The organism is Pseudomonas sp. ICMP 561, from assembly GCF_002699985.1.
GTDB lineage: Bacteria > Pseudomonadota > Gammaproteobacteria > Pseudomonadales > Pseudomonadaceae > Aquipseudomonas > Aquipseudomonas quasicaspiana.
In genome coordinates this window covers 334,763-347,279 of sequence record NZ_LKBT01000012.1, presented here as the reverse complement: position 1 = coordinate 347,279, position 12,517 = coordinate 334,763, and the positions used below count along the sequence as shown (strand labels likewise).

Genomic DNA, 12,517 nt, shown 5'->3' with positions numbered 1-12,517 from the left:
CCAGGATCGCCATCATGACAACCTCAACTATCAAGCATCAGGCCGTCACGCCTGACGACAACCCGTCAGTTAAGGGCAGCGTGACCAAACCCGGCTGGTTTCTGGTCAGCCCATCGGTCCTGCTGTTGCTGGTGTGGATGATCGTCCCGCTGGGCATGACCATCTACTTCTCGCTGATCCGTTACAACCTGCTCAACCCCGGCGAGAACGAATTCGTCGGTCTCGAAAACTTCGAATACTTCGTCACCGACAGCGGATTTCTTCCCGGCGCAACCAATACGCTATTGCTGGTCGGCAGTGTGCTGTTGATCAGCGTGGTGCTGGGTGTGCTGATTTCTGCCCTGCTGGAAGCCAGCGAGTTTCTCGGTCGCGGCATTGTACGAGTTCTGCTGATTTCGCCTTTCTTCATCATGCCCACCGTGGGCGCGCTGATCTGGAAGAATCTGATTTTCCATCCTGTGTCCGGCATCCTCGCCTGGGTCTGGAAGCTGTTTGGTGCCCAGCCGATTGACTGGCTAGCCAATTACCCACTGCTGTCGATCATCATTATTGTCTCGTGGCAGTGGCTGCCGTTCGCCATCCTGATTCTGATGACTGCAATGCAATCGCTGGATCAGGAACAGAAAGAAGCGGCCCGCCTTGACGGTGCCGGGCCTATCGCGATTTTCTGGCATTTGACGCTGCCGCATCTGGCCCGGCCGATCGCCGTGGTGGTGATGATCGAAACCATCTTCCTGCTCTCGGTATTCGCGGAAATCTTCACCACCACCAATGGCGGTCCGGGTTTCGCTTCGACCAACCTGGCGTACCTGATCTACAACCAGGCCTTGCTGCAATTCGACGTGGGCATGGCGTCCGCTGGCGGCTTGATCGCCGTGGTCATTGCCAACATTGCTGCAATCATCCTGATCCGGATGATCGGCAAAAACCTCACTGACAAGTCCTGAGGGCCGAATCATGATGACGCTCAAACAATCCCGACGCCTGCAAAGCGTGCTGCTCGGCACCTTGTGCTGGGTGATCGCCGCGCTGATCTTCTTCCCGATTTTCTGGATGGTCCTGACCAGCTTCAAGACTGAAATCGACGCGTTCGCGACGCCGCCGCAATTTATCTTTACGCCGACCCTGGAAAACTACCTGCATATTCAGGAGCGTAGTGACTACTTCCACTTCGCCTGGAACTCGGTGGTGATCTCGTTCAGCGCAACGATTCTGTGCATGCTGATCGCTGTACCTGCGGCTTACTCCATGGCTTTTTTCGAGACTAAACGCACCAAGAGCACCCTGCTGTGGATGCTCTCGACGAAGATGCTGCCGCCGGTAGGCGTGCTGATGCCGATCTACCTGCTGGCCAAGACCTTCGGCCTGCTGGACAGTCGCATTGCGCTGATTGTGATCTACACGCTGATCAACCTGCCCATCGTGGTCTGGATGATTTACACCTACTTCAAGGATATCCCCGGGGAAATCCTTGAGGCCTCGCGACTGGACGGTGCCAGCACTCGCCAGGAAATCTTCAAGGTGCTGATTCCGATCTGCAAAGGCGGCCTGGCATCCACTGCGCTGTTGTCGCTGATCCTGTGCTGGAACGAGGCGTTCTGGTCGCTGAACCTCACCTCGTCCAACGCTGCGCCACTGACTGCGCTGATAGCGTCCTACTCCAGCCCCGAAGGGTTGTTCTGGGCCAAGCTCTCCGCTGTCTCGACCCTGGCCTGCGCGCCGATCCTGATCTTCGGCTGGATCAGTCAGAAGCAACTGGTGCGCGGCCTGTCGTTCGGGGCCGTGAAATAACCCGCTGTGTTGTACTAAACACCGCCCCCTGTAGGAGTGAGCTTGCTCGCGATAGCGTCATATCAGGCGATATTTTTGCCGAGCGTCTGCCCCCATCGCGAGCAAGCTCACTCCTACAGAAGTACCCATCAGGTTTAAAGAATAAGAACGGAGGCCACCATGGCTAACCTCAGCATCAGAAATCTGCAAAAAGGCTTCGACGGTCACCAGATCATCAAAGGCATTGATCTGGACGTGAAAGATCGCGAATTCGTGGTCTTCGTGGGGCCGTCGGGCTGCGGCAAATCCACCCTGCTGCGATTGATCGCCGGGCTGGAGGATGTCACCTCCGGCACCATTGAGCTGGATGGCCGGGACATCACCCAAGTGACGCCTGCCAAACGTGACCTGGCCATGGTCTTCCAGACCTACGCCCTGTACCCGCACATGACCGTGGGCAAGAACCTGTCTTTTGCTCTGGATCTGGCCGGTGGCGACAAAGCCGTGATCAAAAAGAAAGTCGATGAGGCAGCGCGCATCCTTGAGCTGGGTCCACTGCTGGAGCGCAAACCCAAACAGCTGTCCGGCGGTCAGCGCCAGCGGGTAGCCATTGGTCGCGCCATCGTGCGTAACCCGAAAATCTTCCTGTTCGATGAACCCTTATCGAACCTCGACGCCGCCCTGCGCGTGCAAACCCGTCTTGAGCTTTCGCGCCTGCACAAAGAACTGCAAGCGACGATGATTTACGTGACCCACGATCAGGTCGAAGCCATGACCCTGGCCGACAAAGTCGTGGTGCTCAATGGTGGCAAGGTCGAGCAGGTGGGCTCCCCGCTTGAGCTGTACCATCATCCGGCCAATCTCTTTGTCGCGGGTTTCCTCGGCACACCGAAAATGGGCTTTCTCAAAGGCATGATCAGCCGCGTCGATGCAGGCGGCTGCGAAGTGACGCTCGATGCGGGCGCAGTCATTAACCTGCCGTTCGGCAGTGCACAACAGAGCGTCGGCGATCCGGTCACCCTCGGCATCCGACCGGAGCACTTGAACCTTGCCAAAGAAGGCGACTGCCAGATGCAGGTCATTGCCGACGTCAGTGAGCGTTTGGGCAGCGACACTTATTGCCACGTGCGCACCCGCTCCGGGGAAGCCTTGACCATGCGTATACGCGGGGATCTGGCCAGCCAGTATGGCGACACGCTCAATCTGCATCTGGATAGCGCTCACTGCCACTTGTTCGACGCTCAGGGCCTGGTGATTGCCAAAGCCCTGCCGGTCGCCGCCTGATACTCAGGGATCATCGCCATGAAATTGAACAAACAGAATCTGTCTCAGCTTGAGCGCAGCATCGCCCTGCCCGGCTACAACCCGCAAAGTACTACACAAGGTATTGCTCACATTGGCGTGGGTGGCTTCCATCGTGCGCATCAGGCGTTTTACACCGACGCGCTGATGAGCAGCGGCGAGGGCCTGGACTGGAGCATTTGCGGTATCGGTTTGCGCCCGGAGGACCGTGGCGTGCGTGATGCCCTCGCGGGTCAGGATTACCTCTACACCCTCTATGAACTGGGCGATACACCCGACACCGAAACCCGGATCATCGCGTCCATCAGCGGCATGCTGCTGGCAGAAGACGATATCCAGACCGTCATAGACAAGCTGGCCAGCCCGCAGATTCGCATTGTTTCGCTGACCATTACCGAGGGCGGTTACTGCATTGATGACAGCAACGGCCAGTTCATGACTCACCTGCCGCAGATCCAGCATGATCTGGCGTATCCAGACGCACCACGCACTGTCTTCGGATTGCTATGCGCAGCTTTGGCAAAACGTCGCGCCGCTGGCACGCCGGCTTTTACCGTGATGTCCTGCGATAACCTGCCGCACAACGGCGCCGTCGCGCGTAAAGCGCTGCTGGCGTTCGCTGCCCAGGGCAACCCGGATCTGCATGACTGGATCGCCGAACAGGTCAGCTTTCCCAACGCCATGGTCGACCGCATCACGCCGATGACCAGCACATCCCATCGCCTGAAGCTTGCCGACGAAAAAGGCATTGATGATGCCTGGCCGGTAGTCTGCGAGCCTTTTGTGCAATGGGTGCTGGAGGACAAATTTGTCGATGGTCGTCCGGCCTGGGAAAAAGTCGGCGTGCAATTCACCGACGACGTCACGCCCTACGAAGAGATGAAGATCAAGCTGCTCAATGGCAGCCACCTGGCGCTGACCTATCTGGGCGCACTCAGGGGCTATCGCTTCGTTCACGAGACCATGAATGATCCATTGTTCGTTGCCTATATCCGCGCGTACATGGATCTGGATGTCACACCGCAACTGGCTTCTGTGCCGGGCATCGATCTGGAAGGCTACAAGGACACGCTGATCGAGCGGTTTTCCAATCAGGCGATTGCGGATCAGCTGGAGCGCGTGTGCTCGGACGGGTCGTCGAAGTTTCCCAAATTCACCGTCCCCACCATCAATCAGTTAATTCTTGATCATGGCAACCTGGAGCGCGCCTCGTTAGTGGTGGCGGCCTGGGCGTTGTACCTGCAAGGCAGCGAAGGCGAAAACGGCGTGGCCTACAAGATCGTCGACCCTCGTGCGGATTTCTGTAAGGCGCTGGTGGCCGACGATGTCCTGATCGTGCAACGGTTGCTGGACGTCGAGGAGATATTCGGCACCGCCATTCCACAGTCAGCTGAATTTGTCGCTGCCTTTGAAAAGAACCTGAACAGCCTCAAGCAATTGGGCGTCAGCAAAACTCTGGAAAACCTGTTGGCCAAAACAGCCTGAGGTGCCTATGTTTCTCGGAATCGATTGCGGCACCCAAGGCACCAAGGCCATCGTACTCGACGCCCGCACCGGTCAGGTGCTGGGCCAGGGGTCTGCGCCGCACAGCATGATCAGTGGCCATAACGGTCGCCGTGAACAGGATGTGCAGCAATGGCTGACGGCCTTCGAAAAGGCGACTGCCGGAGCGCTGCTTGAAGCGGGCATTTCCGGACAGCAGATACTCGGCATCGGCGTCTCGGGCCAGCAACACGGCCTTGTACTCCTGGATGCCAACGGCCAGGTGCTACGCCCGGCCAAGCTGTGGTGCGACACCGAAAGCACCCCGCAAAATGACCAGTTGCTGGAGTATCTCGGTGGCGAAAAGGGCTCGCTGCAGCGTCTTGGCATTGCCATTGCGCCGGGCTACACCGTATCCAAACTGCTCTGGACCAAGGAGCAGCACCCCGAACTCTTTGCCCGTATCGACAAGATTCTGCTGCCCCATGATTACCTCAATTACTGGCTGACCGGTCGTTGTGCCAGCGAGTATGGCGATGCATCGGGCACCGGGTATTTCAATGTGCGCACCCGGCAGTGGGATATGGCGATCCTTGAGCACATAGATCCCAGCGGCAACCTGAGCCGGGCACTGCCCGAACTGCTGGAAGCGCACGAGCCGGTTGGCACTGTCTTGCCGGAGATTGCCCAACGTCTGGGCATCAACCCCGCCGCGGTGATTTCCAGTGGCGGCGGCGACAACATGATGGGGGCCATCGGCACAGGCAATATTCATTCCGGTGCAATCACCATGAGCCTCGGTTCGTCGGGCACCGTCTATGCCTTTGCCGATCAGGCACGCGTGAGTGAACAGGCTTCGGTGGCGACGTTCTGCTCATCCTCCGGCGGCTGGCTGCCCTTGATCTGCACCATGAACCTGACCAATGCCACAGGCGTTATTCGTGAGCTGCTGGGGCTGGATATCGCAGCCTTCAACAACGCCGTCGGTCAGGCCCCGATTGGTGCCGAGGGCGTGTCGATGCTGCCGTTTCTCAATGGCGAACGCGTGCCTGCCCTGCCCCATGCCACAGGCAGCATTCTGGGTCTGGATGCTACCAATCTGACCCAGGCCAACCTGTGTCGGGCGGTAGTAGAGGGCACCACGTTCGGTTTGCGTTACGGCCTGGATCTGTTGCGCGCCAGCGGCATCAAAAGCGCTAACATTCGGCTGATCGGCGGCGGTGCCAAGAGCGCCATCTGGCGGCAGATAGTCGCCGATATCATGGATACGCCGGTGATCTGCACCGAGCAGGCCGAAGCGGCGGCGCTGGGCGCTGCCATTCAAGCCGCCTGGTGTCACGCCAATCGGCAAGAGACAGGCGAAACGCTGGATATTCTATGTGCCCGCTGCGTGAGCCTTGATAACAGCAGTGAAACCCGTCCCGTCCCGCAGAACGTCGCCGACTATCAGCAGGTCTATGAGCGGTATCGCAATCAGTTGCAGGCGCTGTGAGCTCGCGTTCCTCGCCCGACTGACGTATTTATTTCAGGAGCACCTATGTTTCTCGTTTGTGGCGAAGCACTGTTCGACTTTTTCAGCCAGCCCGACAACAGCGGGCAGCTCAACAAACTGGGCTTTCAGGCAATTGCGGGCGGTTCACCTTTCAACGTAGCCGTGGGCCTTCGCCGCCTTGGCATCGATGCGGGACTGTTTGCCGGGCTGTCCAGTGACTATCTGGGTCAGCGCTTGCGCAGCGTGCTGGATAAAGAAGGCGTCAGGCCCGACTACCTGATCGACTTCGACGCCCCGACGACCCTTGCCATGGTGGCAGTCGGGGCAGACGGTTCACCGCACTACAGCTTTCGTGGCGAAGGCTGCGCGGATCGACAACTGCGCCTTGAACACCTGCCGGAGCTGGATGAACAGGTACGCGGGATTCATGTCGGCTCGTTCTCACTGGTGGTCCAGCCCATCGCCGACACGCTGCTGGCTTTGGTGGCGAGAGAAAGCGGCAAACGGCTGATCACCCTGGATCCGAATGTACGCCTCAACCCGGCACCGGATATCAACCGCTGGCGCGAGCAGATCAGCGCCTTTGCCGAGCACGCGCACATTATCAAGGTCAGCGACGAAGACTTGAGCCTGCTCTACCCGGACAAAGACCCACAGGTCGTCGCCCAGAGCTGGCTGAGCAAGCGTTGTCAGTTGGTTGTGTTGACTCAGGGTACTGAGGGAGCAACGGTCTTTACTCGCCAGCACGGAAGCTGGTCAGTTGCTGCGCAAAAGGTCGTGACTGCCGACACGGTTGGCGCAGGCGACACTTTCCAGGCCGCGTTGATTACCTTCCTGACCGAGCGCCATCTGGATGACCCGCTCAGCTTGCCAACCCTGCGCAAGGAAACGGTGGATGAAATGCTCGGGTTCGCCGTAAAGGCAGCAGCGCTGACCTGCACCAAGGTCGGACCGGATTTGCCGTATCGGAATCAGTTGGGGTGAAGGCTATCTAAAGCCCAGCCCTTTTGAAGGGAAACGCGGAACTGTGTGGGAGCTGAGCTTGCTCGCGATAAGGCTAGACGCATTCACTTTTGAACGCTTCCAGCTTTATCGCGAGCAAGCCCGGCTCCCACAGGTTCGATATCGCATCAGCTTACTGGCAAATCCGGGCCTGACTCCGGCCCCTTGAAATCAGACTATACGGTCTAGCAAAGTTCAGCCTTAAACCAGCGCCAACCGGGCCGCCAGGATTTTGCTGTTTACATCAGCGGTAGTCTGTTGCTGCTGCTCTTTCAGGGCTGCCTGAAGTTTAGTGTCGACGTCCAGCTTCTGTTCAGGCGACATGGAATCGTATTCCTCCTTGCTGACACCAGTCAGTTGCTCGCGCATCTTCTCCGCTGGCGTCAAGTTCATGTAATCCGAGAACTCCTGCTGAGCAGAGGTGAACTTCGATGCCGCGTCGGCCACATCAGCTTCGCTGGTTACCGCAGAATCGCGGGCTGCAATGCTGTTGTCACTGGCGGCAGATACAAATGAAGGTGCAGCCTCATTGTCAGTATTTTGCGTAGCCGTCTTCAGGCTGAGGAGCATTTTGGCAAACGCTTCGTCATAGGCCTCATTCTGCTGACTGCCACTGTTTTGCGCGACGGGATCCACGGCCGGGACCGGGCTGGTAGCACCGGTTGGGACGGAGAACGCATCGGTTGCCACATCGTCTTGAGTCTTGCGAGCCACCGCCTGAGAAACCAGGTGATGGAGCGCACTGATACTAGCGGTAATCATGCTTACCTCCTGCTGCCTATTGTGATGCACAACCTGAGTAGCAAGACTGATGCCATTTGACTCGTTGCTCTGGAGCGCTCGGAACGCCTGATGTCCAGACGTGCACCTCGAAGGTCGCGAGAAGAGGTACGGCAATCGGCGGCCAATTGTGGCCGAGGATTGCCGGTCAACTACCTGTCACTCAACAGCAGTTTGTCCTCGGGCAGCGGCACAGCAAAGAAGTAGCCCTGGGCCTGACCCGCACCGATCTCCCGTAACAGGTCAAGGGTGGCCTGATCTTCTACGCCCTCCGCTACAACGGTCAGATCAAGAGACTCGGCCATCCTTACAATTGCACGCACGATCGCCCGGCTGCGGGCGCTGGTGGTCAGTTCAAGGGTGAACGACTTGTCGATCTTCAGACCGCTGAAGTGATATTGATGGACGTAGCTGAGGGACGAGAAACCCGCGCCAAAATCATCCAGCACCACTGACATGCCATGGTCAGCGAGCTGCTTCATCGATTGCCGGGCCAATTCCGGCTCCGCAACCAATGCGCCTTCAGTAAGCTCCAGACAAATTCGTGAAGGCGCCATTTCGTAATTTGCCAGCAGTGTCAGCACTTCACCGGCAAACTCAGGGCGGGTAATGCTGTAGCTGGAGCAGTTCACATGCACCGTAGGCCAATGCTCGTTGCCCGGCCGTGCAAGTATCTCCACGACACGCCGCAACATGTACAAGTCCAGCCGCCCTATCAGACGCAAGCCTTCCAGCGCGGGCAGGAACTGACCGGGAGCCAGAATCCTGCCATCGGGTTGGCGCCAGCGGATCAACGCCTCCAAAGCCAACAGCTTGCCGCTGTTCACATCGATGATCGGCTGAAAATACGGAATCAGCTCGTCCTTGCGCTTGAGGGCATTACGCAATGCCCCCTCGCGCTCAACCTGGTCCGACACCTCGCGGCGCAACTCTTGGTTGAACACCGCATAACTGTCCCGGCCACCGTTCTTGACCCTATACATGGCCATATCAGCATCACGCAGCAAATCAGCAGGCATCTCATGAAACTGACTGTCAGCCCCGACTACGCCAATGCTGCAGGACGAAAACACCGCATGGCCGTCAATGAAGAACGGCAGATCAAAGGCTGCGAGTATGCGTTCGGCAATCCCGATGGCCATATCCAGCGAAGCGCCAGCGGCCAGTACAGCAAACTCATCGCCACCCAGTCGTGCCAGTAGATCAGAATCGCGCATGCAGCCACGCAAGCGATCAGCAGCCTGAGTCAGCAACTGATCACCAAAATGATGACCCAGACTGTCGTTGACCAGCTTGAAGCGATCCAGGTCGATGAACATCACACCCAGATCACGACCGGTGGTGCGAAACTCGAGCCATTCCGCATGCAGGCGCTGCTGCAAATGGCTGCGGTTTGGCAAGCCGGTGAGCGAGTCATGCGAGTTCTCGTGCTGAAGTTTGGCGTTGGCGTAATCCAGCTCTCGGGTCCGGTCCTGAACACGCGCTTCGAGCCGCAGGTTGGCGGTGTGTACCGCTTCGGCAGCGCTGCGCCGGGACAGCGCGGTGTCGATGTGCCTGGAGACGAAGGTCAGCAACTCCTGGTCGCGTAACGAGTAACGCACCAGCGGCGAGTAACTCTGGACGGCAAGCACACCCCGCACATCATTGCCGTCGAACAGCGGAATCCCCAGCCATGACGAGGAACGGATCCCCTCCCTCACCACATCAATCTCGCCGCTGGCTTCAAGCCTGAGGGTTTCATCCTGGTCGATAAGGCAGGCACGACGCTGACGAATCACATACTCGGTCAGGCCACGCTGACCACGCCTGGCCTGCGGACGAGTAGCCTGGCGCTCATCGACGTAGTAAGGAAAGGTCACTTCTCCCGTGGAATTGTCAAACAGTGCAATGTAGAAGTTCAGGGCGACCAGCAACTCACCTACGATCAGATGCAGGCTGTGAAACAGCTCAGCCATGTCACCAGGCTGACTGGACAATTCGGCTATCTGAAACAGCGCACTTTGCAGATGCTCGGCACGCTCACGTTCGGCCACTTCCTGACGCAGGGCGTTATTGAGGGCCGAGAGCTCCTGGGTGCGCAACATGACGGTTCGTTCGAGATCGGCGCGATGCAGGATACGATCCAGTGCCATAGCCACATGGCGAACCACAACCAGAAACAAGGCTCGGTCCTCGGCACTGTAAACCCGGGAAACGTCGTATACCTGCATGGCCAGCATGCCGAATACTTCGTCCGAAGCATTCTTCAGCGGTGCGCCCATCCAGAACTCCGGGCGATGACCTACGCAATAGAACCGCTTTTGCAGCTGAGCCCGTTCGATACCTGCCGCGTCGACAAACAGCGGTTGTGCGCTATTCAAGACATAGCCGGTCATCGACAGCCGTGAGCGATCCAGATATTCGGACGCGTCCGACTCCAGCGCGTCGAGATCTGTGATGTCGACGTAATACGGGTAGGTAATCTTGTCGGTGTCAGAATCGTAAAGCGCGAGATACAGGTTCTCCGCATCAATCAGCGAGGCAAGCTGATGATGCACCCCCTCCAGAAAAGCGCCACGATCCCGGGTAGAACTGGCCAGATAGGTGATTTCATACAGCACCCGCTGGGTAATCTGGGCCCGAGCCAGGGCATCGGTCTGCAAGCGGTGACCCAGACGTAATGCCAGCCCGGGTAGATCTGTATCGCAGGCCTCGTTTTGCGGCGCGACCAGCCACGCCAGCACGCCCTCGCCTTTACCGGCAGCCCAACGCTGTAACCTGTATTCGCGACAGAAATCATCAAAACGGTCGTTGGCAACGCTCACAGACCAGCGCATCGGGCTTTCGCCATGCCCCAACAGATGCATAGGGTCACCGACGGCATACACCGCCCACGGCACATCCCCCATCCGATCCTTGATCGCGGCAAGTACCACTTCGATGGGTTCACCCCCGAAGTTCGCTACAGCACCCGGCGCTGCGTCGGCCAGGTATCTGCTGGCAGGATCATCGGCAACACTTGATTGAGCTCGGTCAGAGGCCAAGGGAGGAACACTCATGAAAGCTCCAAAACCAGAGACAGCAGGCGCTTATATTCGGGGCGCGTGCAAAACCGTGCAAGTGGCATATTCATATCAGGCGCAAGAAAGCCGCCAGAAGTATCGGCATGCGAATTCCAGCCTTGAATACAAACAGGTTTGAATCTCGGGAAAACTCTTTGGACGCGGCAGGATAATGTTAATCAAGCAGCCAGAAAGGTGATTGGGTAACGTTCAGGTAATAAGACGGGAGGTCACATCGGTAATACCTAGCAGCTGAGCCTGATCCAGCACCGATGCAGGGGGTGCATCGGCCGTGGGCATGATCAGGCTGTTCTCTGCATCGCCGAAGTGCAACTGCAGCAAATGCAGAGCGGCGATGTGAGCAGGCAGCGACGATTGCTCAAGCTCAAGCAAATGTTCGCGCATTTGCTCTTTGAACCGGTAGGAAATGCAGTAACGATAAGTCATGCCCATTTGCCTGTGTCAGCTCAACGCATGGCCGTACATTTCGGATTTCTTGATGAAGGCGCTCCAACGACCAAAAGACAGACTTTGACGCGCAGTGGCAGCGACCCACACAGGACCTGTGGTCTGGTGTGTACCAACCATTCCCATCATGGCTGTGGTTGCGTCGTTCAATTCAAACATCAGTACGTTTGCTTGAGTGCTGAAATCGATGTGCATAGTCATGGGTTAAGCCTTTTTAGCGATGGAGGCGTTTGGACAAACACCTCCTTGCACGTCATAGGACACTGCATACGCGTATATAGCGGTGAGCTTCCGATGAGCGGTCCTTAATAAACGTTTTCTATTTTACGGGTCGCAGCCGATGTTCGAGTGCAGACCCGGCCTGCAATGCTGCTTGCACCTTTTGAGGGCGCCAGACCGTCATTCAGCCAAAGCATATATATGTACCGACCTGACGATGGAAAAGGCCTGCAAACTGCTCCCCTCGTGGACAGCAATACTTTACTGGCCGAGGCCATGAATCGCCTTATCCAGCCCGAAACCAGGATTCGACCCTCAAGTTTTTTGCAGCTCATACCGAAACAAGTAAGCAAGGGATGCCAGAAATGGCATCAATCCTGCTTAAGTCATATTTATGAAGGTTTTGTGACATTATGATTACCGCATCAGACATCTTAATCACCTTCGCAATTTTGAAGTAATGCGTCCGCCTGCTGTTTTGCGGCGATTACATACGAGGTGAGTACATGATGAAAGAACGGGCAACAGTGATTTGCAAACGCGACGGCAGGATACTGTACGTGCGCAAGCCAAAGTCAAAATGGGCTCTGCCGGGCGGCAAAATTGAAGTCGGTGAGACGCCAGAGCAGGCAGCAGTTCGTGAGCTGAACGAAGAAACAGGACTGGAAAATCTCGATCTGGTCTATCTGGCTGAGTACGAGAAAGATAACGTCACGCACTACATCTTCATGGCTGTACTTTCATCATCGGCCAAACCCGCGCCGCAGAATGAGATTGCCGAGTGCAAATGGTCGCACGTCAAAAACGTCAGCGACCTTAATGCCAGTGCGGCAACCAAATCCATCGTTAAATCGTTTGCCAAACAAGCGGTTTAACCCCCGCCCCTATTTGCCAGCGTTGGCACGGTTGTGTGAAGCGTTATCAGGTCAGTGGATTACAGAGCTAAAAAACCCCGGCAAGT

The 12,517-nt window shown here is 57.2% G+C and carries 12 protein-coding genes; 8 read left to right on the top strand and 4 right to left on the bottom strand.

Features of this window, described 5'->3' with window-relative positions; all coding sequences use genetic code 11:
- Positions 1 to 14 precede the first annotated feature (14 nt).
- From AO242_RS11895 to AO242_RS11870, 6 genes are all read left to right on the top strand, one after another.
- On the top strand, positions 15 to 947 hold the full coding sequence (locus AO242_RS11895) for a carbohydrate ABC transporter permease (RefSeq protein WP_257153419.1): 933 nt from the start codon (positions 15 to 17) through the stop codon (positions 945 to 947).
- Positions 948 to 957: 10 nt separating this feature from the next.
- On the top strand, positions 958 to 1,791 hold the full coding sequence (locus AO242_RS11890) for a carbohydrate ABC transporter permease (protein ID WP_027899094.1): 834 nt from the start codon (positions 958 to 960) through the stop codon (positions 1,789 to 1,791).
- A 159-nt stretch (positions 1,792 to 1,950) separates the two neighbouring features.
- Positions 1,951 to 3,054, top strand: coding sequence for an ABC transporter ATP-binding protein (locus tag AO242_RS11885; protein WP_099268816.1), 1,104 nt, complete (start codon positions 1,951 to 1,953; stop codon positions 3,052 to 3,054).
- 18 nt (positions 3,055 to 3,072) lie between these two features.
- Positions 3,073 to 4,557, top strand: coding sequence for a mannitol dehydrogenase family protein (locus AO242_RS11880; protein WP_099268815.1), 1,485 nt, complete (start codon positions 3,073 to 3,075; stop codon positions 4,555 to 4,557).
- Between the two features lie 7 nt (positions 4,558 to 4,564).
- The gene (gene xylB / locus AO242_RS11875) at positions 4,565 to 6,046 is read left to right on the top strand and encodes a xylulokinase (protein ID WP_099268814.1); all 1,482 of its coding nucleotides are present in this window, start codon (positions 4,565 to 4,567) and stop codon (positions 6,044 to 6,046) included.
- A gap of 45 nt (positions 6,047 to 6,091) precedes the next feature.
- Positions 6,092 to 7,030, top strand: a complete 939-nt coding sequence (locus AO242_RS11870) for a carbohydrate kinase family protein (RefSeq protein WP_099268813.1) — start codon at positions 6,092 to 6,094, stop codon at positions 7,028 to 7,030.
- Positions 7,031 to 7,249: 219 nt separating this feature from the next.
- Here the strand turns inward: AO242_RS11870 and AO242_RS11865 are convergent, their stop codons facing one another.
- Both AO242_RS11865 and AO242_RS11860 read right to left on the bottom strand, forming a co-directional pair.
- Entirely contained in the window at positions 7,250 to 7,810 is a 561-nt protein-coding gene (locus AO242_RS11865; protein WP_099268812.1) for a hypothetical protein, read from the bottom strand.
- Positions 7,811 to 7,980: 170 nt separating this feature from the next.
- On the bottom strand, positions 7,981 to 10,866 hold the full coding sequence (locus tag AO242_RS11860) for a sensor domain-containing phosphodiesterase (protein WP_176560610.1): 2,886 nt from the start codon (positions 10,864 to 10,866) through the stop codon (positions 7,981 to 7,983).
- Between AO242_RS11860 and AO242_RS29405 the strand changes: the two genes are divergently transcribed.
- Positions 10,865 to 11,008, top strand: coding sequence for a hypothetical protein (locus AO242_RS29405; protein ID WP_161628566.1), 144 nt, complete (start codon positions 10,865 to 10,867; stop codon positions 11,006 to 11,008). The genes AO242_RS11860 and AO242_RS29405 overlap by 2 nt on opposite strands.
- Before the next feature lie 71 nt (positions 11,009 to 11,079).
- Here the strand turns inward: AO242_RS29405 and AO242_RS11855 are convergent, their stop codons facing one another.
- Positions 11,080 to 11,316, bottom strand: a complete 237-nt coding sequence (locus AO242_RS11855; RefSeq protein ID WP_099268811.1) for a hypothetical protein — start codon at positions 11,314 to 11,316, stop codon at positions 11,080 to 11,082.
- A gap of 15 nt (positions 11,317 to 11,331) precedes the next feature.
- Positions 11,332 to 11,538 (bottom strand): hypothetical protein, encoded by a 207-nt coding sequence (locus AO242_RS11850; protein WP_099268810.1) that lies wholly within the window; start codon positions 11,536 to 11,538, stop codon positions 11,332 to 11,334.
- A gap of 527 nt (positions 11,539 to 12,065) precedes the next feature.
- Between AO242_RS11850 and AO242_RS11845 the strand changes: the two genes are divergently transcribed.
- Positions 12,066 to 12,431: an NUDIX hydrolase gene (locus AO242_RS11845; protein WP_099268963.1), complete on the top strand. Its 366-nt coding sequence runs from the start codon at positions 12,066 to 12,068 to the stop codon at positions 12,429 to 12,431.
- Positions 12,432 to 12,517: the final 86 nt, after the last annotated feature.